This is a genomic window from Curtobacterium sp. PhB130 (assembly GCF_003755165.1).
Taxonomy (GTDB): Bacteria; Actinomycetota; Actinomycetes; order Actinomycetales; family Microbacteriaceae; genus Curtobacterium.
This window is the reverse complement of the sequence record NZ_RKII01000007.1, coordinates 446,740-470,239: the sequence shown is the minus strand read 5'-3', so window position 1 is coordinate 470,239 and position 23,500 is coordinate 446,740. Positions and strand designations below refer to the sequence as shown.

The window sequence follows — 23,500 nt, the reverse complement described above, 5'->3', positions numbered from 1 at the left end:
CGTCACCGTCGCCGCGCACCGAGGAGAGGACCAGCCCATGGCCGAGGAACCGATCACCACGATGACCGCGGTGCGAGCGCACCGCCGCGGCGGACCCGAGCAACTCGTCGTCGAACAGGCTCCCGTGCCGGAACTCGCCGCGGGCGAGGTCCTCGTGCGGGTCGAAGCCGCCGCGATCACCGTCGCCGAGCTGACCTGGCCGGAGACGTGGGAATCGGGAGGCGTCGACCGCACCCCGATCATCCCGTCGCACGAGTTCGCCGGCCGGGTCGCCCGCGTCGGCGGCGCCGTGGAGGACTTCCACGTCGACGACCGGGTGTTCGGGCTCGTGCCGTTCGACCGCGACGGCGCGGCAGCAGAGTTCGTCGCGGTCCCGGCGACCTCGGTGGCGCACCGGAGCGCATCGGTCGCTCCCACCGTCGCGGCAGCAGCCGTGCTCCCCGCACTGACGGCCTGGGAGGCGCTGGTCGACCGGGCGGCGATCGGCCAGGGGACCCGGCTGCTCGTCCGCGGCGGGACCGGAGCCGTCGGGTCGTTCCTCGTCCAGATCGGCGCGAGCAGCGGCGCGGAGGTGACGGCCACGGTCTCGTCGGAGGCGGCTGCATCGCGAGCCCGTGCGCTCGGCGCCGCCCACGTCGTCGTGGTGCCACGCGGCACCGCTCCGGCACACATCGGGGACTTCGACGTCGCGATCGATGCGGTCGGTGACGACCTGCCGGAGTGGGTGTACGCCGCCGTCCGTCCGGGAGGCGACCTGGTCGTCCTGCAGCAGCCACCGGCGCAGGACGTCGCCGAGCGGTACGGCATCCGCGCGACGTTCTTCGTGGTCGACACGAACCAGGACCGACTCCGTGAGCTCGACACCCTGCTCGCGACCGGACGACTCCACGTCGCGGTCGCAGCGACGTTGCCGCTCAGCGCCGGCGGCGAGGCGTTCGTCGCGGCGACCGCTGCGGGTCGGCCATCGGGCAAGACGATCTACGTGCTGCCCTGACCGCTCCGGCTGAGCCGCGTTCCGGTCGGCTACCCGACGACTTGCCGGATCCGCTCGAGGCCCGTTCGGCAGCGATCCCGGTACTCGTCGTACAGGTCCGGCCGCTTGTCGAGCGCCCAACGGGTCACGTCCAGCAGGTGCAGTTCCGTCATCGTGGCGAGGCGCCGGTGATCGGCGGCCGACGCCAGCCCCGCAGCGGCAGCGAACTCGGCATGGTCCTGGAGGGTGATCGACCCGTCGACGAACGCCCATTCGAAGACCCGTCTGGCGTCGGTCCAGGGTGACGGTCCGGTCTCGGCGGCGCCCCAGTCGATGAGCACGGGTGGCAGGTCGGGACCTCGGGAGAGGAGGTTGCGCGGCGCGAGGTCGCCGTGCGCGAGTCCGAAGTCGTGCGCATCGTCCTGCAACGAGCCGAGGCGATCGCGCAGGCGCGCGGGCTCCGTGTACGCGCCGTCGCGGAGGAGCCGGTCGTCGTCCCCGAGGGCGCGGATGTTGTAGTCGAGGTGTGCCGACCAGGCACGCGGCACGTCGGCGCCGAACCGCGAGTAGAGGGACGGCGGCGCATCGCGGAGCGAGATCCCGGCGACCGCGCGGGCGTAGGTGCCGAGCCACGTCCAGGGGTGGTCGATCGCCCGCGCGTCCGGCGTCACGTACTCGGACATGGCGAACGGCACCCCGCGTTCGACACCGTGCGCGAGCGGCATCGCGACCGGGATGCCGATGCGAACCGCCTCTGCCGCGGCCCACGACTCGACGGGGTACTCGTCCTCGCGGAGCGGATCGACCGGGAACCGGAGGACCACGGGGTCGGCGTCGACGCGTTCAACCAGGTACGTGTGGTTCACCGCGCCGCCGCGCAACGGCACGATGCGGTCGACGGTTCCGCCGACACCCTGCACGACGACCCGCAACCATTCCTGGTCGATCCCCTCGTGCGGCACGGCTCCATCATGGCCCCCGGCTCGGACACCGGCTCTTGCGCAAGCGGTACTCAGTGTTACTATCTACCGGTAGTCAGCAACGCTGAGTACCACTTCGACCAGGAGGTACGCATGGCCAAGCAGGAGACGGAGATGCTCAAGGGCATCCTCGAGGGGATCGTCCTCGCCGTGCTCGTCGGCCGTCCGGCCCACGGGTACGAGATCACCGCCTCGCTCCGGGAGCAGGGCTTCACCGACATCGCCGAGGGCACCGTCTACGCCCTGCTCGTCCGCATCGAGCAGCGCGGCCTCGTCGACGTCGAGAAGGTCCCCTCCGAGAAGGGGCCGCCGCGGAAGGTGTTCACCCTGAACGCCCGCGGCCGGGAACAGCTCGACGACTTCTGGTCGGCGTGGACCTTCCTCGCCGACCGCCTCGAGCACCTGCACAACGCGACCAGCACGAACGGACAGGACTGACCATGGCCATCTCGATCTCCGACATCACCACCAAGCTCATCGGCGACAAGAAGCGCTGGCGGGCGTACAAGGCCCGGACGGCGACCCTGCCGGCGAGCCACCGCACCGCCGTCGACGGCATCGAGCGGTACCTCATGTACACGGGGCCGAGCGACGGCGACCAGCTCATGCGCATGCTCGACGACCTCGCGGACCTGTTCGAACAGAGCGCCGCGGACGGCACGAGCGTCCGCACCGTCGTCGGCGAGGACCCGATCGCGTTCGCCGAGGACTTCAAGGCGAACTACGGGCTCGGCTCGTGGCTGAGCAAGGAGCAGCAGCGCCTGGTCACCGCGATCGACGAGGCAGACCAGGCGGACGCTCATCGAGGAGGTGAACCGTCGTGACCAACGCCATCCGGGTCCGGGGCCTCACGAAGTCCTTCGGCGACCTGCACGTCCTCCGCGGCGTCGACCTCGACGTCGAGGCCGGCACCGTCGCGGCCCTGCTCGGCTCGAACGGTGCCGGCAAGACCACCGCGATCCGCATCCTCGCGACCCTCGCCGCGGCCACGGGTGGCACGGCCACCGTCGGGGGGCATGACGTCGCTGCCGAACCGGGCGCGGTCCGCGAGGCGATCAGCCTCACCGGACAGTTCGCGGCCGTGGACGAGGTGCTCACGGGCCGCGAGAACCTCGTCCTCGTCGCCCGGCTCCGGCACCTCCCGCACGCCGGCCGCATCGCCGACGAGCTCCTGGGACGGTTCTCGTTGACCGAGGCCGGTTCGCGTCGGGCGGGGACCTACTCGGGCGGCATGCGCCGTCGACTCGACATCGCGATGAGCCTCATCGGTGATCCGCAGGTGGTGTTCCTCGACGAGCCGACCACCGGACTCGATCCCGAGGCCCGGCTCGAGGTCTGGGATGCCGTCCGCGCACTCGCGGCGAGCGGCACGACGGTCCTGCTCACCACGCAGTACCTCGACGAGGCCGAGCACCTCGCGGACCGCATCGCGATCCTGCACGAGGGACGGATCATCGCCGACGGCACCCTCGCCGAGCTGCGACGCCTGCTCCCGCCCGCGCGGGTCGAGTACGTCGAGAAGCGTCCGACGCTCGAGGACGTCTTCCTCGCCGTCATCGGTCACGGCCCAGCCACGGCTGCGCCACACGAAGAAGCCACCACCGCGCCGCACCAGGAGGAGGTCGCCTGATGTCCACCCACCCGATCCACGACACCGCCGTCCTGACCGGCCGCTCCCTCAAGCACGTCTGGCGGAGCCCGGACACGATCATCACGACCGCCGTGATGCCCATCGCCTTCCTGCTCCTGTTCGTGTACGTCTTCGGCGGCGCGATCGACACGGGCAGCACCTCGTACGTCGACTACCTGCTGCCCGGGATCCTGCTCATCACGGTCGCGTCCGGCGTCGCGTACACCTCGTACCGGCTGTTCCTCGACCTGCAGTCGGGCATCGACGAGCGCTTCCGGTCCATGCCGATCGTCCGCGCGGCGTCGCTCTGGGCGCACGTCCTGACCTCGCTCGTCGCCAACCTGGTCTCGGTGACCGTGGTGGTCGGGGTCGCCCTGCTCATGGGCTTCCGGAGCAGCGCCGGCATCGGCGCGTGGCTCGGGGTGCTCGGCATCCTGGTGCTCTTCACGCTCGCACTCACCTGGATCGCGGTCGTGGCGGGCCTGTCGGCGAGGTCGGTCGACGGGGCGAGCGCGTTCTCGTACCCGCTGATCTTCCTGCCGTTCATCAGCTCGGCCTTCGTCCCGACGGACACGATGCCGGGTCCGGTCCGCTGGTTCGCCGAGCACCAACCGGTGACGTCCATCGTGGACTCGATCCGAGCCCTGTTCGCCGGGCAGTCCCCGCAAGCGGACCTCTGGATCGCGCTCGCCTGGTGCGCGGGCATCCTGCTCGTCGCGTTCGGCGCCGCGGTCCTGGTCCAGCGTCGCCGGGTCGGCTGATCCTCGAGATCCCGGGTCCGTCGTTGCCCGGACCCTCACATGTCGGTGTCTCGCGCTCGGGCCAGGCGGGCGCTGACGGCCCCGATCGTCGCCCCGACGGCCGGGAGCGCGAACGTCGTGAAGGCACCGGCCGCGATGACCAGCCCCCGCGCCGTCCGGTCCGGGTCCGAGCCCGGCAGGCGCGCGATGAGCACGAGGACGAGCGTCGCAAGCGCGACGGCGACGGCCCAGAGGACGACCGCGACCACCGTCAGGACGATGACGGTGCGCCGTCGGCGTCGATCCTGTGTGGTCTCCCCCGGCTGATGCATGACCCCATCCAACCGGAGACGCGGGTCGGCTGATGGCCCGCGATGCCGGCCTCGGCCCGGGGGTGCGGACCACCGCTCCCCCGGGCCGCCCCGTCACCGCCCCGTCGGCTCCTCCAGGTCGTCGACGTCCCGCCAGTTCCCGATCACCGGGAACTCCGTGACCCGCAACCGCGCGGACCCGTACGGCACCAACCGCAGGTCGTCGTCCGGCCCGTGGTCGAGCACCGGGCTCGCCGGCGGCACCGACGCCTGTGCGCCGTCCTTCCGCCACTCGGTCGCCCGCGCCCCCGGTGCGTGCAGCACCACGGCCGCGCTCCGGCGGTCTCGCAACGACCACGGCGCGCTGGGTACCGTGCCACGCGTGACGCGCCACTCCCCCGCGTCCCGGACCTCGGCGAGCGCCCAGTTCCACGACCCGCGCGGGTGCAGTTCCCACTCCCCGATACCGGGTGCCCCGTCGTGGGACACCCACCGCTCGCCGGGCGAGTAGACCATCGTCAGCGGGCCGAGCCGGACGGCTGCGGCCTGGCGCTCCCGCCGGACGACCCGGGCACGCATCGGCAGGACGAGCACGACGTCCCCCGCGGCGGACCAGTCCCGCACCAGCGTCACGTACCCGTCGACGACGGAGACGCCGAGCGGCACCACCACCCCGCCCACCGTCAACGACGCCTCAGTCGCCCACTCCGGGATCCGGAGTCGCAGCGCGAACGGCGTCGTGCGCGCGGTCGACACCCGGATCGTCACCGTCTCGTCGAACGGGTACTCGGTGTCGACCGTGATCGCCACCGGGTCCTCGTCGACGGTGGTCGCGACCTCGGACGGCGCGTACGCGACGGCCCGCAGCCCGTCGTCGTCGCGCAGCCACAGGTGCGACACGAACTTCGGCCATCCCTGGTGCAGGTTCGCCGTGCAGCACCCGAAGTGCGGTTCGAGCCCGAAGATGCCGGCGTCGTCGGAGGAGAAGCTCCACTCCCGCCGGGCGACGGACACCTCGACCTGGTTCGCCTGCTGGTGGTACTGGTGCCCGCGCATCTCGGGGTCGCTCGACGCCGGCAGCAGGTTGTAGGCGAGGGACTCCAGCCGGTCGCCGTCGACCCCGCGCCCGTACACCTGGGCGTGCACCGCCGCGGTGAACATCATCTCGACGACCTGGCAGGTCTCGATGCCGGCGGTGGCTTCGCGGCCGCCGAGCCACTCGTCACCGGAGAACCACCCGTTCGCCTGCCCGTGCCACCGGTCGAGCGCGCCGAAGGACGTCTCGGTCCGGTCCGCGTGCCCGGCGAGGTCGTGGTCGCGGAGCGCGGCGACGGCTCCGGTCTTCAGGCCCATCGCGACGTTCGGTCCGTGGGTGCGGTGCGAGAAGGTCCGCGCGGGCCCGGTGATGAGCTCGTCCGCCAGGTAGTCGTCCCACCGCGTGGTCTGCGCCGCGAGCAGGTCGACCAGGTCGAGGAGCCAGGCGTCGCCGGTCCGCTCGTACAGCCACCAGACCGACAGCGCGTTGTCGGCACCACGGGCGCGCCCCCATGACGTCAGCGGCCGGCCGGGCAGGTGGTCGAGCTGGTGGCGGAAGTACCGGGACAGGAACGGTGCGACCCGCTCGTCTCCGGTCGCGTCGGCGTGCTGGGTGAGGACCTTGAGGGCGACCATCCGCGGCCACCAGTCGTCGTTCCCGGTCGGACCGAAGAAGCCGTCGTCGCGCTGCGACCCGAGGATCCACTCGATCCACGGTTCGGCCAGGGCGGTCAGCCGCGCGTCCTGCAGCACGTGCGCGAGCGGGACCAGCCCGTCCAGGTAGTACGGCCCGCGTTCCCAGTTCTCGCCGGGTCCGCCGCGCCAGCCGCTGTCCGGGCCGACGTCGGGCCAGATCGCCTCGAGCTGCCCGGTGATGTTGTCGGCCTGCAGCTGGAGCTGGTCGAGCAGCCAGCCGCGCGGGGTGATGCTCCCGAGCGGGAGCGGACGGTGCGGCCGACCGGCGGTGCCGGCGGAGACGCCGGTCGAGCTGCCGGCGGTGCTGCCGGTGGGGGTCGACGTGTAGGACATGGTCATTTGATGGATCCTCCGATGAGACCTCGGGTGTAGTACCGCTGCAGGGCGAGGAACAGCACGACCACCGGCACGGTCGCGACGCACGCGACGGCGGTGAGGAGTCCCGGGTCGATCACCGGGACGCCGGGGATCTTGAAGGACGTGCTGATGCTCGAGAGCGCGAGCGGAAGGGTGTACTTGCTGTCGGTCGACAGGAACGTGACCGAGCTGAGCAGGTCGTTCCAGCCGGCCATGAAGCCGAACAGTGCGGTGGTGACGAGCCCGGGCCACGCGAGCGGGAGCATCACGGAGCGCAGGATCCGCCCCGTTCCGGCGCCGTCGATGGCCGCAGCATCCTCGAGCTCGGACGGGATCCCGTCGAACGTGTTCCGCATCACGAACACCGAGAACGGCAGCTGCAGCGTCACGAGGACGAGCACCACGCCGACCAGGGAGTCGAGCAGCCCGAGCTTGCCGAGCACGATCGACAGCGGCGTGAGCAGCCCCTGGAACGGCACGACGAGCGGCGCGAGCAACAGCACGAACACGATCGACGACCCGCGGAACCGGATCTTCGACAGCGCGTAGGCGGCGAGCGTCGACACGAGGGCGACGAGCACCGCGACCGCGATGGCGACGACGAACGAGTTGACGATGTTCTGCCGCAGGTCCACCGACGGGTCGAACACCTTCGCGTAGTTCCGGAGCGTCAGCGTCGCGATCGACTCCAGCCCGATCCCCCGGGCGTCGGCGTCGGCCGGCAGGAACGACCGGAACAGGATGTAGACGATCGGCGCGATGAAAAGGAAGGCGAGCACCGTGCCGACGGCGACGTACGCGACGCCACTCGCGTGCACACGACGGCGCCGTGGCCCGGGACGGGTCACGTCCGGTGCGTCGGTCCGGTCCACCGCATCCGGCCTGGAGGCTCGACCCGCCCCGCGTCGAGACGCTGCGGTCGTGCGCTTGGTCACGTCCGTCGCGCTCATCGGTCGTCCTCCGCTCCGGTCGAGCGCAGCGCCCGCAGCTGGACGACCGCGATGGCGAGGATGATCACCGTGAGGATCATCGACAGGGCGGCGCCGTAGCCGAGGTCGTACCGGACGAACGACTGCTGGTACGTGTACATGACCGTCGTCGTGGTGGATCCGCTGGGGCCGCCCTTGGTGAGCACGTAGAACTGGTCGAAGACCAGGATCGAGCCGGAGACCGCGAGCAGCAGGCAGAGCGCGAACTGTCGTCGGACGAGCGGGAAGATCACGGATCCCTCGCGTCGCCACCAGCTGGCGCCGTCGATCTTGGAGGCCTCGATCACCTCGGTCGGCACCGCCTGCATGCCGGCCATCAGCAGGATCATCGCAACGCCCATCGACTTCCACACGGTCAGGACGATGACCGCCCAGAACGCGGAACCGGGCGCCGTGAACCAGGCGGTGTCCCCGTCGGTGAGCCCGACCGACTTCAGGAGCACGTTGATCACCCCGGTGCCGGGGACGAGCAGCACGTTCGCCATGTACGCGGCGGCGGTGAAGCCGATGACGACCGGCATGAAGAACGCCGTCCGGACGAAGGAGACGAACCGGCCCTCACCGCGGACCATCGTCGCCGCACCGTAGCTCACGGCCATGCCGAGCGGCACGGCGACCACGGTGAACAGCAGCGAGAAGACGAGTGAACGCCAGAACGCCGCGTCCTGGAACGCCTGCGCGTAGTTCCCGAAGCCGGCCAGGCTGACCTTGCCGAGCAGCGGCCAGTTCGAGAACGACATCCCGACGAGCAGCACCATCGGGACGACGAAGAACACGAGCGCGAGGACCAGCGCGGGGGCGACGAGCACCCACGCCAGCGTCTGGCGGCGCCGGCTCCCGGGCCGGGGACGGGAGCGTGTGCTCCCGTCCGCGACCCCGGCGAGCGCCGTGGAGGTGACGGCTGTCACTGCCCGACCTGGCTGTACGCCTGCTCGATGAGCGAGTTCGCCTGCTTCTCCGCGCTCGCGAGGGCGGTCGTCGCGTCCGCGCCCTGGAAGATGACCTTCTGGGACTGCTGCGCCCACGGGCCGTTCGGGTCGTTGATGACGGCGTTGTAGGCGATGCTCTTCGGGAGCTTGCCGATCGCGAGCGTGTCGACGATGTCCTTCGACCACTCGTCGGTCGCCAGGCTCTTCGCCACGGTGAGGTCCGGCGCGATCCAGCCCTGCGACAGGTCGATCTTCGCCGCTTCCTTCGAGCTGACCAGCCACTTCATGAGCGACCAGGCGCCGTCGGTGTTCTTCGCACCGGCGGTCATGCCGATCTCGTCACCACCGAGGAACGAGCCGGAGCCGCCGTCCACGCCGGGGATCCCGACCGCGCTGCCGAAGTCGGCCTTCTTCGCGGTGAGCGTGTTCGCACCGCCGAAGAGGATGCCGACCTTGCCGTTCAGCGCGTTCTCCTGCCCGACGTTGCCCGGGTCCTGGTTGGGCTGGTCGGTCTTCTGCATGAGCCCGGACTTCCACATGTCCTGGTACCAGTCGACCATCCCGACGAGTTCCGGGCTGGTGAACTCGGCCTTCTGGTCCTTCCCAGCGGCGGTCAGGACGCTGCCGCTCTTGGCCCACGAGCTCGGGAAGCCGGTCCAGGCCTGGCCGACGCCGCCGAGGGTCGAGAACCCGGTGACCCCGCCGCCGAGCGCCTGGATCTTCTGCGCGTCCGCCTTGACCTCGGCGAGGGACGTCGGCGGCTTCGTCGGGTCGAGTCCTGCCTCCTTGAAGAGCGACTTGTTCCAGAACATCTGCGAGCCGGTGAGCGCGACCGGGAGCGCGAAGTTCTTGCCGTCGAGCGTGCCGATCTCGACACCGGCCGGCGCGAGGTCGCCCTTGTCCGAGAGCCCCTTCACCTTGTCGGTGACGTCGGCGAGCAGGCCCTGCGTCGCGAGGAGCGGGGTGTTGACGATGTCGTAGCTGACGAGGTCCGGCACCGACCCCGCACGTGCGGAGTTGGCGAGCTTGGTGAGGTACTGGTCGGCCTGGATCGTGGAGAGCTTCACGGTGACGCCGGGGTGCGACTTCTCGTACGCCTTGACCTGCGCCGTCAGGTCGACGCCGCCGTCGCGCTGCCAGAGCGTGACCGTGCCCTTCGCCGCGCCACCGGTGTCGGCCGTCCCGCTCGAGGAGCACCCGGCCAGCCCGATCGCCGCGACGGTCAGAGCGGCTGCCGCGATCGCGGTCCGCCGGATCGTGGATGTCTTCATCGTCATCTCCGCATCTCTGCTTGCCGCGTCGTTGCGGCAAGATTTGCTGTGTTTGCCGAAGGTAGAACCTGGCGATGGCCGTGTCAATGCTTGACGTCGCAATCGTGATACGGCAAGGTTTGCCGAGTGCCGTACGATGCATCGCAAGGAGGACGCCGTGGTCAATCGACGTGAGGTGACGCTCGCCGACGTCGCCGCGCAGACCGGTGTCTCGGTCGGGACGGTCTCCAAGGTCCTCAACGGCCGCGGACAGATCGCCGAGGCGACGCGGCAACGTGTGGCCCTGGTGGCGAGCGAGCTGGGACTGGTCGTGCGCGCCGAGACGCGAGCACAGCCTCCCGGCCGCTCCTTCCTGGTCGGCGTGCTCTCGACGGATGCCTACGGGCGCTTCACCATCCCGATCCTCACCGGGGCGGAGGACACCTTCGGCCCCGGCGAGGTGTCCATGCTGCTCGCCGAGAGCCGCGGCGACCCCATCCGTGAAGCGCACTACGTGCAGACGTTCCTGAACCAGCGGGTCGACGGCATCGTGGTGACCGGTCGCTCCAGCGACCCCCGACCGTCGATCACCGGACTCCTCGGGGTGCCGGCCGTGTACGCGCTCGCGCCGTCCCTCGACCCGGACGACGTCTCCATCGTGCCGGACGACGAAGCCGGCGCCGCCCGCGCGATCGACCACCTGATCGGGTCCGGACGCCGCTCCATCGCGGTCGTCTCGGGTGCCCGGCGGCACACCGCGAGTTCGCACCGCGTCGAGAGCGCGAAACGGGCCATCGCCGCTGCCGGAGCGACGCTCGCCGGTGGCGACGCGCTCTACGGCGAGTGGAGCGAGCGCTGGGGGTACGAGGCGGCGACCCGGCTGCTCGGGAGCGAGTTCGACGGCGTCTTCTGCACGAGCGACCAGATCGCGCGCGGCGTCGTGGACTGCCTCCGCGAAGCCGGGATCGTGGTGCCCACCCAGGTCGGCGTCGTCGGCGTGGACAACTGGAGCGTCATCACCGACGCGGCGCGGCCGAGCATCACGTCCGTGGACCTCAACCTGCGCGAGGTCGGCCGCCGCGCGGCAGACCTGCTCATGCGGATGATCCAGGGCGACCAGGTCGCGGGCGGCGTCCGCACCGCGGAGTGCTTCCTCGTGCCCCGGCAGTCGACGTGAACCCCTCGGCGGATCCGCGCCTGGCGCGCGCACTGGCGGCCGCCGGTCTGCCGACGACGGGTCACTTCGTCGAGAAGGGCGGCTGGGTCAGCCACGCCTGGATCGGCGACGACGTCGTCGTCCGGGCGAGCAACGGCGCGATCCGCGACGCCTACCGCCACGAAGCCGAGGTCGTCGACCTGCTCGCCGGCAGCGGCGTCCCGCACGCTCGACGCATCGCGCACGGCGACGAACCGGACGGCGCCTGGTCCGTGTCGACGCGACTGCCCGGTCGCACGCTGCAGGACGCCTGGCCGACCGCCTCGCCGGAGGCCCGCCGGACCATGATCGAGAGCCTCGGATCAGCGCTCCGCGAGCTCCACCGCGTCCCGGCACCCGCGGACCTCATGCCGCCGTGGCTGGCCGATGCCCTCGCCGGCGGATCCTGGCCCGCGTACCACCCGCCCGTCGTCGACGCGGCCGAGCAGCTGGTCGACGAGGCCCGTCACGCCGGCGGCGACGCCGGGCTGTTCGAGCACGTCGCCCGCTGGGTCGACGCGCGACTGCCGCTCTTCGCCGACGACCGGCTCGTCCTCGTCCACGGTGACCTGCACGGGTCGAACGTGATGGTCGACCAGGGGCGCGTCACCGGGCTCATCGACTTCGCCGAGGCGGTGGCCCAGCCGGCCGACGTCGAGCTCGACACCATCCTGCGCTGGTGCGCTCGACCGCTGGAGTTCCCGGCCACACCCGACGGCCGAGGGCTCGACGCATCGACCCTGGCGGAGGTGCCCGGGTGGCTGCGCGGCGCGTACCCGGAGCTGTTCGCGCGCGAGCACCTGCGCGAGCGACTGCGGTTCTTCGACATGGAGGTCGAGCTCGCGATCCTCGCGCACCACCCCGACCCCGCGGTGCGTGAGGTGGCGCGAGGACGCGTCGTGCGACTGCTCGAGGGGCACGACCACCTCGACGAGCTCGTCTGGTAGGTCAGCGCGCCGCCGCTTCCACCGCGGCGACCGCTGCAGCGACCCCACCGTGGAACGGTGCCCCGTGCCCCGGCAGCACCCACGTCGCCCCAGTGGGCAGCAGGGCGCCGAGCGACGCGATCGCCTGGGCCGGCTCGTCGGTGAACGGCGCGGGCGCGGGGCCGACGGCTCCGGTCAGCACGTGCCGGGTGGTGAGCCCGTCGCCGACGAACACCGCGTCGACCGCCGGTACCCACACCGCGATGCTCCCCGGCGAGTGTCCCGGCATGCCGATGACCTGCGGCGCACCCGGCAGGTCGAGGACGTCGCCGTCGTGCACCTCGACCACCTCCTGCAGCCACACCGGCCGTGCGCCGCCCTTGCGCAGCGAGTAAGCCACGAAGCCGAGGAGTGCCCCGATCCGCATCCGCTGCTTCCCGCCCTTGGGCTTCGGACCACCCTTGGCGCGCTCGGCGTCGGCCGCGTGCACGTACACCGGCACGCCGTGTTCGCGACGCAGCCGTTCGGCGAAGCCGACGTGGTCGGAGTCGCCGTGGGTGAGCACCACGCCCCGGACATCATCGAGCGAGCGCCCCATCGACGCCAGCTCGGCGACGAGGTCACGCCAGTGGCCGGGGAGGGCGGCGTCGATCACGGTGATGCCCTCGGGCGTCTCGACGAGGTAGGCGGAGACCACGTCGCTGCCGATGCGGCGGAGGTTGGGTGCGAGTTCCATGATGGCTACGCTACATAGCCATCATGGCTACTGTCAATAGCTATACTCGGGTCCATGCCCACTCCGGACCGGACCACCCTCGACGCCATCGTCGCCGCCGCGCGCGACCTGCTCGAGGAGGACGGGCTCGCCGGCGTGACGATGCAGGGCGTCGCCGTCCGCGTCGGCGTGCGCGCACCGTCGCTGTACAAGCGGGTGGAGAACCGCGACCGGCTGATCCAGCTCGTGGCCGAGGAGACCCTCCTCGAGCTGACGGCACGCCTGGACGCCGCCGCGGATGCTCGCACGCTGCTCGACACGTACCGCGCGTTCGGGAAGGAACGACCAGCGGCCTTCCGACTGGTGATGACGCCCGGTGCAGGAACGCCCGTCGCCGACACCGCGGTGCAGGCGGCAGCGAGCACCGCGATCCTCCGCATCTCCGCCGGGCTGGCGGGCGAGACCGATGCGCTCGAGGCAGCGCGCCTGCTCACCGCGTGGGCCACGGGCTTCATCAGCATGGAGCTGAACGGCGCGTTCCGCCTCGGCGGGGACATCGACCGCGCGTGGGACTACGGCATCGCCCACCTGGTGGACGCGATCACCCGGTAGTCGCCGGCGGACGCGGTCAGCAGCACCGGCGCCCCGCTGAGCGTCATCCCAGCCCCAGGCAGGTCGCCATCACGGCCTGCTGCACCGGCAGCAGCGACGCCTTGAACGCGTGCCCCACGAACGCCGGGTGCTCCAGGGCATCCGCGCTGACCTCGCGCCCCAGCAGGAACGGCGGGCACGGGTTCAGCCGGACGCCCGACGGCGCCGCATCGAGGAGTGCCGCGGTGATCCGGTACGGCGCCAGGAGTTCGGCGTGCGGGCCCGGACCGTCGGTGAGCACCACGTCGGCGGAGCGGATCGCCACGTCGAGGTCGTCCGTCCACCGCGCACCCGGGGTCGCGACCTGCGCCGGGCAGCACTGGACGAGGTCGAGCTCCATCGCCCGTGCCGCTTCCTGCCAGGCACGCGCGATGTTGCCGTCGGCGCCGACGAACAGGAACCGCAGCGACCGGAGTTCCGCACCGAGCCGCAGGGCGTACAGGTCCGACAGCACCTCGCACGGGTGGTTGCCGTCCGTCATGGCGTTCACGACGGGGAGGGACGGCACCGAGTCCAACCCGTCGAGGACCGCGAGATCGGGGTGCCGGGCGACCACGATGTCGGCCCAGGCGTCGAGGTACCCGGCGACGTCGGCGAGTGCCTCGGGCTTGTCGAGCGTCGTCTCGGGGAACACGATCGGCTGCAGGCCCATCAGCGCCGCCCCCCGCTCGAACGTCACCCGCGTCCGCAGGCTGGAGGCGGGGAAGAACAGCACCGCGCACCCGGAGGTGACGGGACCGCGGCCGTCGCGGTAGGCGTCGGCGAGGTCGAAGACCCCCGCGATGTCCGAGTCGGACCAGTCGTCGAGGCGGATGAGCGAGCGCATCAGATCACCGTAGCGACACGTCGGCGAAACACCGGATGTCGTCTCCTGGTCCTGCACGGCGTCACCGAGGCGTCGACGAAACGAAGGAGAACACCATGCCCGTCACGAAGAAGCTCCTCGCGAGCGGCATCGTCCTCACGGCGGTCGGAGCGAGTGTGCTCGGCGGAACGGCGGTCGCCTCCGCCGCGTCCGTCGGTCAGGAGGCAGGGACACTCGCCCGTCCGACCGAGGACGCGCTCATGCTGACGCCGCACTCCGGTGATGGCGATGCCACGTTCACGGTCGACCAGGACGCGGTGGGGGATCCTTCCGTGGTCCTCGAGCCGGGTTCCGGCGACACGGTCATCGGTCAGCCTGTCGGGTCGTAGACGCGGACGATGACGGACGGGAGGCCCGTGGCGGCGCCGCCACGGGCCTCCCGTCCGGTTCCGGGTCGTGTCAGCGGGCCGCGCTCGCCTCGCGCACGGCGGCTTCCGCCGCGACCCACGCGAGCATCCCGCACTTCACGCGCATGACGAACTTGGAGACCCCGTGGAAGGCGATCAGGTCCTCGAGGACGTCCTCGTCCGGTTCGCCGACTCCTCGGGACCGCATCATCGCGCGGAACTCCTCGGTGAGGGCGAGCAGCTCCGGGGTGGTCCGGCCGACGGCCATGTCGGTGAGCACCGACGCGGAGGCCATCGAGATCGAGCACCCGTCGCCCTGCCAGGCGAGCCCGGCGATGCGGTCCGAACCGGGCTCGAGCCGCACGCTGACGGTGATCTCGTCGCCGCACGTGGGGTTCCGCTCGAAGTGCGACGCGTCGGCATCGGCGAGCGCACCGTCGCCGTGCCGGGCCTTCGCGTGGTCGAGGATGACCTGCTGGTACAGGGAGTCGAGGGAGTTCACGAGGCCGCCCCGTCCGCACCGAAGTAGCCGCGGATCTCGCTGACGGCCTGCACGAAGCGGTCCACGTCCGACTCGGTCGTGTACACGTACGTGCTCGCGCGGCTGGTGGCGGTGAGACCGAGGCGGCGGTGCAGCGGCTGGGCGCAGTGGTGCCCGGAGCGGACGGCGATGCCCTGCGCGTCGAGGTACTGCGCGACGTCGTGCGCGTGCACCCCGTCGACGTCGAACGACACCAGACCCGAGCGCGGGATGCCCGCTGCCGGACCGACGACGGCGATGCCCGGGACGGCGGCGAGCCCGTCGAGCATCCGCTGGGCGAGGTGCTCCTCGTGCATGCGGACCCGCTCCATGCCGATGGCCTGCAGGTAGCGGACCGCCTCGGCGAGCGCCACGGCCTGGGACACGGGCTGCGTGCCGGCCTCGAAGCGCTCCGGTGCCGGCATGAAGTCGGTGTGCTCCATCGTCACGGTGGTGATCATCGAGCCGCCGGTGCGGAACGGGGGCAGTGCGTTCAGGAGTTCACTGCGTCCCCAGAGCACGCCGATGCCGTTCGGGCCGAGCATCTTGTGCCCGGAGAACGCGGCGAAGTCGATGCCGAGGGCCTGCACGTCGAGGGGGCGGTGCGGTGCGGACTGGCAGGCGTCGAGGACCACCAGGGCACCCTGCGCGTGTGCCGCCGCGACGATCTCGGCGACGGGGGCGATCATCCCGGTGACGTTGGAGACGTGCGCGAAGGCGACGACCTTCGTGCGGTCGGTGATGAGCGCGATGGCGTCGGTGGCGCTCCAGCAGCCGTCGTCGTCGACGGGCACCCAGCGGAGCGTCGCACCGGTTGCGATGGCGAGCTCCTGCCAGGGCACGAGGTTCGCGTGGTGCTCGGCCTCGGTCACCAGGACCTCGTCACCCGGGCCGATCCGGAAGCGTTCGGCGTCCGCTCCCCCGCGGCCGCGGCTGGCGTTCGCGATGCCGTACGCGACGAGGTTGAGGGCGTCGGTGGCGTTGCTCGTCCACACGACCTCGCTCGGGTTCGCAGCACCGATGAAGCCGGCGACGGTGGCGCGGGCGTCCTCGTAGGCGTCGGTGGCCAGGGCGGCGAGGGTGTGCGCGCCACGGTGGACGGCCGCGTTGTCGTGCTCGAGGAAGCGGCGTTCGGCGTCGAGCACCTGGCGGGGCCGTTCGGCGGTGGCGCCGGAGTCGAGGTACGCCAGCGGCTCGCCGTTCACCTGCTGCTGCAGGATCGGGAAGTCGGCCTTGATCCGCTCGACCTGGTCGTCGGTGAGCGGCTGGTTCGGTGCCACGATCGTCACTGCGCTTGATCCTCCTGGTCGTCGGGGACGACTCACTGTCGTCGGGGACAACCGCTCCATGGTCCCGGTTGTTCCGCCAGGAGTCCAGCCGGTCCCCCGACAGCGAACGACCCCGGACCCGTTGCCGGGGCGGGGCCGTTCGGTGTGCGGACGCTACTCGTTGCCGACGTGCTTGTCGGCGGAGTCGCGGGCGCCGTCGATCTTGTCGTCGAACTTGCCGCCGGTGGCCTTCTTCACGGCGTCGGCGACGCCGTCGAGCACCTTGTCGCTGATGCCCTCGGCCTTCTCGCTCTTCAGGGCGTCCTGGACCTTGCCGTCCTTGAGGAAGTCCTGCGCCTTCTTCGTGATGTCGTCGAACCCCGCCATGTCCGTGCCTCTCGTTCGGCGCGGAGCCGGTCGCCCCGCCGCGTGCCGCCGATGGTAGGCCGGTCGGGTCGCGCGCGTGCGGGTCGCGCGGGCTCGGGTGTCGGGTGCGGTCAGGCCATCTGGGCGCTGCGTCGGCGCGCCAGCACGTAGCCGACCGCGACGGACCCGGAGACCGCCAGGAGCGACGGGATGAGGATGTCGGTGCCCTGCTCGGTGAACTCGACGACGAGCACGAGCGCGGTGAACGGCGCGCGCATCGTCGTCGCGAGGAACGCCGCGGCGCCGATGAACGCGAAGGACGCCAGCCCGGGGCCGTCCGCCGGCCAGAGCAGGATCCACGCACCGCCGAGGAACCCGCCGAACGCCGCGCCGATCGCGATCGACGGCGTCAGGGTGCCACCCACAGCACCGGCACCGATCGTGGCCGAGGTGGTGATGGTCCGGATCAGACCGAGCACGAGGAGCAGCACGATCGGCGCGAAGCCGAGCATCGAGCCGTCGTCGACGGAGGTGTTCATCGCCAGGATGCCGAGCGCCCGGCCGTTGCCGAGGATCTCCGGGAACGGCACGGCGATGAGCCCGACCATCGCGAACACGACCGGCAGTACGACGAGCAGGTGCCAGCCCTTCGGCGCGATGCCCTGGAGCCGGTTGGTCAGCTTCACGAAGCCGACGCCGGCGAAGCCCAGCACCGGTCCGACGACGACGGCCCAGACGAGCAGCGACGGCGACATGTGCATCGCGGGCACGTGGTAGAGCACCTCGTCCGGGATCACGAGTCGCGCGACGAAGGCCGCGACGGCGCTCGTGGCGAACGCCGGCAGCGCGGTGGCGAAGGTGAGCTCGCCGAGCAGGACCTCGACCGCGAAGAGCGCACCGCCGAGCGGCACGTCGTACACGGCGGCGAGGCCGGCGGCGGCGCCGCACGCGACGAGGATCTTCGTCTCGCGCTTCGACAGTCCCGCGCGGGCGGTGACGAGCTGGGCGAGCCAGGCGCCGATCTCCCGCGGCGCCACCTCTTTGCCGATGGACGCACCGAGGCCGACCGCGAGGATCTGGACACCGGCGTTCGCCAGGGTCGCGAGCGCCGGCATCCGCTTGCCGTTGACCGCACCGGGCACGGAGACGATCGGTCGGCCCCACCGTCGGAGCGCCCACCAGGCGAACCCGGTCAGGATGCCCGCGGCGACGAGGGCGAGGAACCGGTTCAGCGCGGACGGGGCGTCGGCTGCCTCGAGGTGGCCGGCGAACGGGAACCCGAACGCGACGAACTGGATGAGCTGCAGCGCGAGCCACACCGAGACCCCGGCGATGCCACCCGCGACCCCGACGAGTCCGGTGACGACGACGAGCTTCAGCACCCAGCCCGGGGTCGTGTGTGCGGTGTGCGGCATATCGGAAACCCTATCGGCCGCGGGCCCGCCGCTCCGGCCCCGTCACCGCCGGGCGTCGTCAGTCGAAGAGCTCGCTGAGCCAGTTCCCGCGGCGCTTCTTCCCGTACGGCTGCTGGCCGTACTGCTGGCTGGACTGCTGGCCGTACTGCTGCTGGCCGTACTGCTGCTGGCCGTACCCGCGGCGGCCCTTGTCCCACGACCCGGGCGAGCCCGGGGATCCCGGGGACGCGTACCCGTTCCGCGGGACCGCCATGCCGGACGTGTACCCGGGCACGTAGCCGGGCGCAGGCGCGGCCGGCACCGCGTGCGGACCGGGTGCCGGAGCCGGCGCGGGGGCCGCGGTCGCGGTGGGCGCTGACGGCGCTGCTCGCTCGATGATCTTGTCGAGCTCGCCGCGGTCGAGCCACACACCGCGGCACTCGGGGCAGTAGTCGATCTCGATGCCGGATCGCTCCGACATCACGAGGGTCGCCTGGTCGTTGGGGCACTGCATGAGGAGGTCCTTCCGATCGGCGCGAGGTGCGCACTGCGATCGATCCTGTCGACCGCGTGTGTGCCGCCCGTGCGGAACCCCTGGACAGCCCCTGTGGATCACCGGAGTGTCCACCGCCCGGCACCGGCAGGACCCGGCACCAGCGCCTGCGCCCTAGGCTGACGACGTGCCCGAGATGCCCGACGCAGGACCCCAGCACGGCTGGGAGCCGCTGGTCGGCAGCGCGCAGTCCGTCGTCCTCGAAGTGCTCCGTGCCGGGCCGCGTCCGCGCACCGAGCTCGCCGCCCGCCTGGGCCTCTCCGGCCCGAGCCTGTCCCGGATCACGAAGCCGCTGCTCGAAGCGGGGATCCTGATCGAGCGCGACGGCGTGCAGCAGACGGTGACCGGCCGCCCCTCGATCCCGCTCGACATCGACCAGGACGCACACCACTTCATCGGGGTGAAGCTCACCGGCGACAGCCTCTTCGCCGTCTCGACGGACCACCGCGGCGAGGTCCTCACCGAGCGTGAGGAACCACTCGCCGACCGGGACGTCAGCGCCGTCGTCGCCCGGGTCGCCGAGGTGATCGCCGCCATCACCGCAGCGGACGACCGGGTCCGGGGCGTGTGCGTCGCGCTCGGCGGCGCGACCGAGGACCGCCGGACCGTCCGTCGGGCGCCGTTCCTCGGCTGGGAAGACGTCCCGCTCGCAGCGCTGCTCGCCGACGCGACCGGACTGCCGTGCTCGGTGGAGAACGACGTCCGGGCGCTCACCCACGCTGAGCACTGGTTCGGGGAAGGGCGTGACCACCGGTCCTTCGCGCTCCTGACGATCGGTGCCGGCATCGGTCTCGGTCTGGTCGTCGGCGGCACCGTCGTGGCAGGCGCCCACGGAGCCGCCGGCAGCATCGGGCACCAGCGGCTCGGTGGGACCGCGGGGACGTCGGACCTCCGCTGCGAGTTCGGGCACCGCGGGTGTGCACGGGCGGTCATCAGCGCCCGGGCGATCGCCCTCGCGGGCAGTGCGTCGCTCGGCCGTCAGGTGTCGGCCGCCGAGCTCCTCGACGTGGCGCGTGGCGACGGCACTGGTGCCGACGCTCGCGCTGCCCGCACCGTGGTCGACACCGCGGCCGAAGCGCTCGGGCTCCTCGTCGCGGACGTCGTCAACGTCGTCGACCCCGAGGTCGTCCTGCTCTCCGGGGAGCTCGTCGGCGTCGCCGAGGTCGGCCGGACAGCGCTCGACCGCTCGGTCGAGGCCGCCCGGCACTGGTCGACGCCGGCGCCCACCGTCATCGCGCAGCCGTTCCGCTTCAACGAGTGGGCCCGGGGCGCGGCCGCGGTCGCCATCCAGATGCACGCCCTCGGCGCCTGACCCCCACGCGCCCGCGCCCGCGCCCCTCGCACCGTGCGACCCGGCGCCCCGAGCGCCCCTCGCACCGTGCGAGGGGCCGCACCCGCCGCCCGCCCCGCCTACGTCAGCTGCAGCAGCGTGTTCACCTGGTCGTTGACCCCGGTCAGCGTGCTGACCGGCTTGCCGTTGGCGTAGATGTCGTCGAACGCCGGCTGGACGAGCGCCTGGATGTCGCCCGGGTTCCGCGTCACCGGGAACAGGAACGTCGTCTTGTCGGCCACCTGCTGGGTGAACGCGGACACGTCGAAGCCCTTCTTCCCGAACGCCGCGACGGCTGCAGCGGTGCCCTCGGGCCGCGCCGGGAAGACGATCCCGGCCTTCCCGACGATCTGCTGCGCGGTGGACCCGCCGAGGAACGCGACCCACTTCGCCGCGGCCTCCGGGTTCCGCGCCTGCTTCGTGATCGAGTCCCCCAGGCCGTTGAACATCGACGCGCGGTGCCCCACCGGCCCGGACGGGGTCGGTGCGATGGCGACGTCGATGCCGGCGAGGTTGCCGTACGCGCCGATCATCCACGAGCCGTTGAACGAGAGCGCGACCTTCTTCGCGCCGAGCTGCACGTCCGGCCCGGTCGTGGTGGAGAACACCCCGTACTTCGGCATGAAGCCCTTCTCGGCGAGCCCGAAGTACCAGGAGATCGTCTTCTGGAACCCGGCGTCGTCGTAGCGGAACTTGTTCCCCCACGGGTTGCTGTTCGTGTAGAACCAGTCGGTCGACCCGGTGAACGGCGACCACTGCGTCTGCCCGAAGCCGTCGCCGCCGCTGCCGTTCGCGCTCATCCCGTAGACGGCGATGTCGGTCTTGTCGAAGCCGGGCTCGTCGCCGCGACGCCCCTTGCCGTCGATGGTCAGGTGGGCGAGCATCTGCTCGAACGTGCCGCCGTCGTCGGGGTTCCACTCGAGTGCGGCGAGCTGGTCGGCGGTCACACCGGCCTTCGCCATCACCTTGGTGTCGTAGAACATCGCGATGGTGTCCCAGTCCTTCGGCGACCCGTAACGGTGGCCGTCCTGGCCCTTCCAGAGCTCGGCGAGCCCGGACTGGTAGTCGGCGTCCTGGATCGACGCGGTGGCCTCGAGTTCGTCGAGCTTGTAGAGCACGTCGAGGTCGGCGTACTGCGGGAACTTCGTCAGGTGGTCGGTGAAGACGTCGGGCGCGGTGCCGGCGATGAACCCGGCGGTGAGCTTCGTCCAGTAGTCGTTCCAGCCGAGCTGGGTGATCGTGATCGTGATGCCGGGGTTCTCGCGCTCGAAGGCCTTCGCGACCGCCTGGTAGGCGGGGAGCTGGTTCGAGTCCCACAGCCAGTACGACACGGTACCGGTCGCACCGCCGGTGGAGGACGCGCGGCCGGGCGACGAGCACGCGGCGAGCGCACCGAGGGCGAGGGCGGATGCACCGCCGGCGAAGAGCGCGCGGCGGGTGATGGAGTTCGTCATGGGGAGCGTCCTACTTGATGCCGGAGAAGCCGATGGAGTTGACGATGCGCTTGGCGAAGACGCCGAACAGCACGATCATCGGGAGCGCTGCGACGAGCGTGGCCGCCATCAGCCCGGACCAGTCGGTGCCGGACTGCGGGGCCTGCGACTTGAAGACGCCGAGCGCGACGGTGAGCACCCGCGAGCTGTCGGTGTACGACACCATCAGCGGCCAGAAGTAGTCGTTCCACGCGGTGATGTACGTCAGCACGGCGAGCGTCGCGATCGGTGCGGAGGCCATCGGCAGGATGAGCCGGAAGAACACCCGGACCTTCCCCGCGCCGTCGATGAGGGCCGCTTCCTCGACCTCCTTCGAGATGCCGAGGAAGAACTGCCGGAGGAAGAACACCGCGAACGGCGTCATCAGCATCGAGGGCAGCGAGATCCCGAGCAGGGTGTCGACGAGGCCGAGCGACTTGATGAGCGCGAAGTTCGGCAGGAGCGTGAAGATCGTCGGGACCATGAGCCCGGCGAGGAACACCGCGAACACCTTGTCGCGTCCCGGCCACCGCAGCCGCGCGAAGGCGTAGGCGGCGCCGGCGGAGAAGAACACCTGCCCGACGGTGATCATCGTCGCGGTGATCACGGAGTTGAGCAGGTACTGCCAGAAGTTGATCGCCGCGCCGGAGCCGCCCTGGGCGAGCGCCTCCTTCGTGGACTGCAGGCCGAAGACGCGCTCGAACCCGCCGAGGCTGAACCCGGTCGGCAGGAGCGAGGTCGGGTCGGCGGAGATCGCACCGTTCGACGACAGCGCCGTGCGGAGGATCCAGTAGAAGGGGAAGAGGGTCACGACGATCACGGCGATCATCGCGATCCAGGCGAACACCCGGCCGACGGACGGCTTCGGACGTGGGGGCTTGGCACCGCGGGTGGTGAGCGCGCGGGTGGTCGTGGGGTCGGCCACGGGGGGCAGTGTGCTGGTCATCTTCGACTCGCTTTCGGGGTCCGTGGCCGGTCAGTCCAGATCGCTCTCGCCGGAACGCGAGAGTCGGTACTGGATGAACGTGATGACGCTGAGGACGATGAGGAGGGCCACCGAGACGGCGGACGCGTAGCCGAACTGGAACCGGCCGAAGGCCAGGTTGTAGATGTAGTTCTGCACGACGTTCGTGGCGTTGGCGGGTCCGCCCTGGGTGGTCACCGCGACGGTGTCGAACACCTGGAACGACCCGATGGTCGTGATGATGAGCACGAGCGACAGGATCGGGCGGAGGAGCGGCACCGTGATGCGCCAGAACATCTTCCACTCGCTCGCACCGTCGATGCGGGCAGCCTCGTAGACCTGCTCCGGCAGGGCCTGCAGTCCCGCGAAGATGAGGAGCGCGGTGTAGCCGACGTTCCGCCAGACGTTGATGAACGCGATGGTCGGGATGCCCCACACGTCGCTCTGCAGGAACGGGATGCGTCCGATGCCGAGCGCGGAGAGCACCTCGTTGCCGATGCCGAGCTGCGTGTCGAGGATCCAGAGCCAGATCAGCGCCGCGACGACGTTCGACACCAGGTACGGCGCGAGGACGATCCCCCGGACGAACGTGGACTTCGTGAGCCGGTGCATCATCACCGCGATGAACAGGGCGAGGACCGTCTGGAACCCGATGTTCAGCAGCACGTACTCGACCGTCACCGCCATCGAGTGCCAGAAGATCGAGTCCTGCACGAGGCGCTCGTAGTTCTGCAGCCCGGTGAACACCGGCGGGGTGAGCAGGTTGTAGGACGTGAAGCTCAGGTAGATGCCGCGGATCGTCGGCCAGAGCAGGAACAGCGCGAACCCGATCGCGGCTGGTGCGATGAAGGCGAGCGCCAGCCACAGGTCGTTGCGTGGTCGTCGCTTCCGCGGAGCGGCGGTCCCGGCCGCTGTCTCGGTGTCGGCGCTCGGTCGGCTGCGCCGGACCGGCACCGTCAAGGGTGTTTCGGTGGCCATCGTGACTCCTTCGTCAACGTGGTTGCCGTCCGGGTGGCAGCCCCGGACGGGTTTAGTGTCGCCACA

26 protein-coding genes are annotated in these 23,500 nt (G+C 71.1%); 10 read left to right on the top strand and 16 right to left on the bottom strand.

Going from position 1 to position 23,500, the window contains the following annotated elements; genetic code table 11:
• Positions 1-37 precede the first annotated feature (37 nt).
• A complete protein-coding gene (locus tag EDF24_RS08015) occupies positions 38-994 on the top strand; it encodes an NADP-dependent oxidoreductase (protein WP_221181360.1) in 957 nt (318 codons plus the stop codon).
• Positions 995-1,023: 29 nt separating this feature from the next.
• On the opposite strand, the gene EDF24_RS08010 is transcribed toward EDF24_RS08015, so the two are convergent.
• Positions 1,024-1,935: a phosphotransferase gene (locus tag EDF24_RS08010; RefSeq protein ID WP_185021603.1), complete on the bottom strand. Its 912-nt coding sequence runs from the start codon at positions 1,933-1,935 to the stop codon at positions 1,024-1,026.
• Positions 1,936-2,046: 111 nt separating this feature from the next.
• Here EDF24_RS08010 and EDF24_RS08005 point away from each other — a divergent pair, with 111 nt between their 5' ends.
• The 4 genes from EDF24_RS08005 to EDF24_RS07990 are packed head-to-tail and all read left to right on the top strand — an operon-like array spanning position 2,047 to position 4,344.
• Positions 2,047-2,391, top strand: coding sequence for a PadR family transcriptional regulator (locus EDF24_RS08005; RefSeq protein WP_123702109.1), 345 nt, complete (start codon positions 2,047-2,049; stop codon positions 2,389-2,391).
• Between the two features lie 2 nt (positions 2,392-2,393).
• Positions 2,394-2,777, top strand: a complete 384-nt coding sequence (locus EDF24_RS08000) for a DUF1048 domain-containing protein (protein ID WP_123702107.1) — start codon at positions 2,394-2,396, stop codon at positions 2,775-2,777.
• Positions 2,774-3,583, top strand: a complete 810-nt coding sequence (locus EDF24_RS07995; RefSeq protein WP_123702105.1) for an ABC transporter ATP-binding protein — start codon at positions 2,774-2,776, stop codon at positions 3,581-3,583. Before EDF24_RS08000 ends, EDF24_RS07995 begins: the two co-directional genes overlap by 4 nt.
• The gene (locus tag EDF24_RS07990) at positions 3,583-4,344 is read left to right on the top strand and encodes an ABC transporter permease (protein ID WP_123702103.1); all 762 of its coding nucleotides are present in this window, start codon (positions 3,583-3,585) and stop codon (positions 4,342-4,344) included. The genes EDF24_RS07995 and EDF24_RS07990 overlap by 1 nt, the downstream gene beginning before the upstream one ends.
• A gap of 35 nt (positions 4,345-4,379) precedes the next feature.
• Here the strand turns inward: EDF24_RS07990 and EDF24_RS07985 are convergent, their stop codons facing one another.
• The 5 genes from EDF24_RS07985 to EDF24_RS07965 form a co-directional block, all read right to left on the bottom strand.
• The gene (locus EDF24_RS07985) at positions 4,380-4,655 is read right to left on the bottom strand and encodes a hypothetical protein (RefSeq protein WP_123702101.1); all 276 of its coding nucleotides are present in this window, start codon (positions 4,653-4,655) and stop codon (positions 4,380-4,382) included.
• Between the two features lie 93 nt (positions 4,656-4,748).
• The gene (locus tag EDF24_RS07980; RefSeq protein WP_123702099.1) at positions 4,749-6,704 is read right to left on the bottom strand and encodes a beta-L-arabinofuranosidase domain-containing protein; all 1,956 of its coding nucleotides are present in this window, start codon (positions 6,702-6,704) and stop codon (positions 4,749-4,751) included.
• Positions 6,701-7,672 (bottom strand): carbohydrate ABC transporter permease, encoded by a 972-nt coding sequence (locus tag EDF24_RS07975; protein WP_123702097.1) that lies wholly within the window; start codon positions 7,670-7,672, stop codon positions 6,701-6,703. Before EDF24_RS07975 ends, EDF24_RS07980 begins: the two co-directional genes overlap by 4 nt.
• Entirely contained in the window at positions 7,669-8,619 is a 951-nt protein-coding gene (locus EDF24_RS07970; RefSeq protein WP_123702095.1) for a carbohydrate ABC transporter permease, read from the bottom strand. The genes EDF24_RS07975 and EDF24_RS07970 overlap by 4 nt, the downstream gene beginning before the upstream one ends.
• Positions 8,616-9,917, bottom strand: a complete 1,302-nt coding sequence (locus EDF24_RS07965) for an ABC transporter substrate-binding protein (RefSeq protein WP_123655616.1) — start codon at positions 9,915-9,917, stop codon at positions 8,616-8,618. The genes EDF24_RS07970 and EDF24_RS07965 overlap by 4 nt, the downstream gene beginning before the upstream one ends.
• Before the next feature lie 151 nt (positions 9,918-10,068).
• Here EDF24_RS07965 and EDF24_RS07960 point away from each other — a divergent pair, with 151 nt between their 5' ends.
• Both EDF24_RS07960 and EDF24_RS07955 read left to right on the top strand, forming a co-directional pair.
• A complete protein-coding gene (locus EDF24_RS07960) occupies positions 10,069-11,067 on the top strand; it encodes a LacI family DNA-binding transcriptional regulator (protein WP_221181358.1) in 999 nt (332 codons plus the stop codon).
• Positions 11,064-12,032: a phosphotransferase family protein gene (locus EDF24_RS07955; RefSeq protein WP_260233385.1), complete on the top strand. Its 969-nt coding sequence runs from the start codon at positions 11,064-11,066 to the stop codon at positions 12,030-12,032. Before EDF24_RS07960 ends, EDF24_RS07955 begins: the two co-directional genes overlap by 4 nt.
• A gap of 1 nt (position 12,033) precedes the next feature.
• Here the strand turns inward: EDF24_RS07955 and EDF24_RS07950 are convergent, their stop codons facing one another.
• Positions 12,034-12,747, bottom strand: coding sequence for an MBL fold metallo-hydrolase (locus EDF24_RS07950; RefSeq protein WP_123702089.1), 714 nt, complete (start codon positions 12,745-12,747; stop codon positions 12,034-12,036).
• Positions 12,748-12,801: 54 nt separating this feature from the next.
• Between EDF24_RS07950 and EDF24_RS07945 the strand changes: the two genes are divergently transcribed.
• Positions 12,802-13,338, top strand: coding sequence for a TetR/AcrR family transcriptional regulator (locus EDF24_RS07945; RefSeq protein ID WP_123702087.1), 537 nt, complete (start codon positions 12,802-12,804; stop codon positions 13,336-13,338).
• Positions 13,339-13,381: 43 nt separating this feature from the next.
• Here the strand turns inward: EDF24_RS07945 and EDF24_RS07940 are convergent, their stop codons facing one another.
• Positions 13,382-14,203, bottom strand: coding sequence for an ornithine carbamoyltransferase (locus EDF24_RS07940; protein WP_123702085.1), 822 nt, complete (start codon positions 14,201-14,203; stop codon positions 13,382-13,384).
• A gap of 95 nt (positions 14,204-14,298) precedes the next feature.
• On the opposite strand from EDF24_RS07940, the gene EDF24_RS07935 reads away from it, so the two are divergent.
• Positions 14,299-14,571 (top strand): hypothetical protein, encoded by a 273-nt coding sequence (locus EDF24_RS07935; RefSeq protein WP_123702082.1) that lies wholly within the window; start codon positions 14,299-14,301, stop codon positions 14,569-14,571.
• A gap of 70 nt (positions 14,572-14,641) precedes the next feature.
• On the opposite strand, the gene sufU is transcribed toward EDF24_RS07935, so the two are convergent.
• The 5 genes from sufU to EDF24_RS07910 form a co-directional block, all read right to left on the bottom strand.
• The gene (sufU, locus tag EDF24_RS07930; RefSeq protein ID WP_123702080.1) at positions 14,642-15,091 is read right to left on the bottom strand and encodes a Fe-S cluster assembly sulfur transfer protein SufU; all 450 of its coding nucleotides are present in this window, start codon (positions 15,089-15,091) and stop codon (positions 14,642-14,644) included.
• Positions 15,088-16,389, bottom strand: coding sequence for an aminotransferase class V-fold PLP-dependent enzyme (locus EDF24_RS07925; RefSeq protein ID WP_260233407.1), 1,302 nt, complete (start codon positions 16,387-16,389; stop codon positions 15,088-15,090). The genes sufU and EDF24_RS07925 overlap by 4 nt, the downstream gene beginning before the upstream one ends.
• Before the next feature lie 162 nt (positions 16,390-16,551).
• On the bottom strand, positions 16,552-16,764 hold the full coding sequence (locus EDF24_RS07920) for an Rv0909 family putative TA system antitoxin (RefSeq protein ID WP_123655625.1): 213 nt from the start codon (positions 16,762-16,764) through the stop codon (positions 16,552-16,554).
• A gap of 110 nt (positions 16,765-16,874) precedes the next feature.
• Entirely contained in the window at positions 16,875-18,158 is a 1,284-nt protein-coding gene (locus tag EDF24_RS07915) for a chloride channel protein (protein WP_123702076.1), read from the bottom strand.
• Between the two features lie 58 nt (positions 18,159-18,216).
• Positions 18,217-18,651, bottom strand: a complete 435-nt coding sequence (locus tag EDF24_RS07910; protein WP_123702074.1) for a zf-TFIIB domain-containing protein — start codon at positions 18,649-18,651, stop codon at positions 18,217-18,219.
• Between the two features lie 175 nt (positions 18,652-18,826).
• On the opposite strand from EDF24_RS07910, the gene EDF24_RS07905 reads away from it, so the two are divergent.
• A complete protein-coding gene (locus tag EDF24_RS07905; protein WP_123702072.1) occupies positions 18,827-20,002 on the top strand; it encodes an ROK family transcriptional regulator in 1,176 nt (391 codons plus the stop codon).
• A 98-nt stretch (positions 20,003-20,100) separates the two neighbouring features.
• Here the strand turns inward: EDF24_RS07905 and EDF24_RS07900 are convergent, their stop codons facing one another.
• From EDF24_RS07900 to EDF24_RS07890, 3 genes are read right to left on the bottom strand one after another with little or no spacing between them, the layout of a single operon-like run.
• Complete coding sequence (locus EDF24_RS07900; protein ID WP_123702070.1) at positions 20,101-21,474, bottom strand: sugar ABC transporter substrate-binding protein; 1,374 nt, start codon at positions 21,472-21,474, stop codon at positions 20,101-20,103.
• Positions 21,475-21,484: 10 nt separating this feature from the next.
• On the bottom strand, positions 21,485-22,438 hold the full coding sequence (locus EDF24_RS07895) for a carbohydrate ABC transporter permease (RefSeq protein WP_123655630.1): 954 nt from the start codon (positions 22,436-22,438) through the stop codon (positions 21,485-21,487).
• Positions 22,439-22,468: 30 nt separating this feature from the next.
• A complete protein-coding gene (locus tag EDF24_RS07890) occupies positions 22,469-23,434 on the bottom strand; it encodes a carbohydrate ABC transporter permease (protein ID WP_260233384.1) in 966 nt (321 codons plus the stop codon).
• Positions 23,435-23,500 lie beyond the last annotated feature (66 nt).

What these genes read in the sequence shown, in the direction of transcription:
- EDF24_RS08015 (WP_221181360.1), top strand. Translation starts at nt 38, where the DNA reads ATGGCCGAGGAACCGATCACCACGATGACCGCGGTGCGAGCGCACCGC.
- EDF24_RS08005 (WP_123702109.1), top strand. Translation starts at nt 2,047, where the DNA reads ATGGCCAAGCAGGAGACGGAGATGCTCAAGGGCATCCTCGAGGGGATC.
- EDF24_RS08000 (WP_123702107.1), top strand. Translation starts at nt 2,394, where the DNA reads ATGGCCATCTCGATCTCCGACATCACCACCAAGCTCATCGGCGACAAG.
- EDF24_RS07990 (WP_123702103.1), top strand. Translation starts at nt 3,583, where the DNA reads ATGTCCACCCACCCGATCCACGACACCGCCGTCCTGACCGGCCGCTCC.
- EDF24_RS07985 (WP_123702101.1), bottom strand. Translation starts at nt 4,655, where the DNA reads ATGCATCAGCCGGGGGAGACCACACAGGATCGACGCCGACGGCGCACC.
- EDF24_RS07980 (WP_123702099.1), bottom strand. Translation starts at nt 6,704, where the DNA reads ATGACCATGTCCTACACGTCGACCCCCACCGGCAGCACCGCCGGCAGC.
- EDF24_RS07975 (WP_123702097.1), bottom strand. Translation starts at nt 7,672, where the DNA reads ATGAGCGCGACGGACGTGACCAAGCGCACGACCGCAGCGTCTCGACGC.
- EDF24_RS07965 (WP_123655616.1), bottom strand. Translation starts at nt 9,917, where the DNA reads ATGACGATGAAGACATCCACGATCCGGCGGACCGCGATCGCGGCAGCC.
- EDF24_RS07950 (WP_123702089.1), bottom strand. Translation starts at nt 12,747, where the DNA reads ATGGAACTCGCACCCAACCTCCGCCGCATCGGCAGCGACGTGGTCTCC.
- EDF24_RS07945 (WP_123702087.1), top strand. Translation starts at nt 12,802, where the DNA reads ATGCCCACTCCGGACCGGACCACCCTCGACGCCATCGTCGCCGCCGCG.
- EDF24_RS07940 (WP_123702085.1), bottom strand. Translation starts at nt 14,203, where the DNA reads ATGCGCTCGCTCATCCGCCTCGACGACTGGTCCGACTCGGACATCGCG.
- EDF24_RS07935 (WP_123702082.1), top strand. Translation starts at nt 14,299, where the DNA reads ATGCCCGTCACGAAGAAGCTCCTCGCGAGCGGCATCGTCCTCACGGCG.
- EDF24_RS07920 (WP_123655625.1), bottom strand. Translation starts at nt 16,764, where the DNA reads ATGGCGGGGTTCGACGACATCACGAAGAAGGCGCAGGACTTCCTCAAG.
- EDF24_RS07915 (WP_123702076.1), bottom strand. Translation starts at nt 18,158, where the DNA reads ATGCCGCACACCGCACACACGACCCCGGGCTGGGTGCTGAAGCTCGTC.
- EDF24_RS07910 (WP_123702074.1), bottom strand. Translation starts at nt 18,651, where the DNA reads ATGCAGTGCCCCAACGACCAGGCGACCCTCGTGATGTCGGAGCGATCC.
- EDF24_RS07905 (WP_123702072.1), top strand. Translation starts at nt 18,827, where the DNA reads ATGCCCGACGCAGGACCCCAGCACGGCTGGGAGCCGCTGGTCGGCAGC.
- EDF24_RS07900 (WP_123702070.1), bottom strand. Translation starts at nt 21,474, where the DNA reads ATGACGAACTCCATCACCCGCCGCGCGCTCTTCGCCGGCGGTGCATCC.
- EDF24_RS07895 (WP_123655630.1), bottom strand. Translation starts at nt 22,438, where the DNA reads ATGACCAGCACACTGCCCCCCGTGGCCGACCCCACGACCACCCGCGCG.
- EDF24_RS07890 (WP_260233384.1), bottom strand. Translation starts at nt 23,434, where the DNA reads ATGGCCACCGAAACACCCTTGACGGTGCCGGTCCGGCGCAGCCGACCG.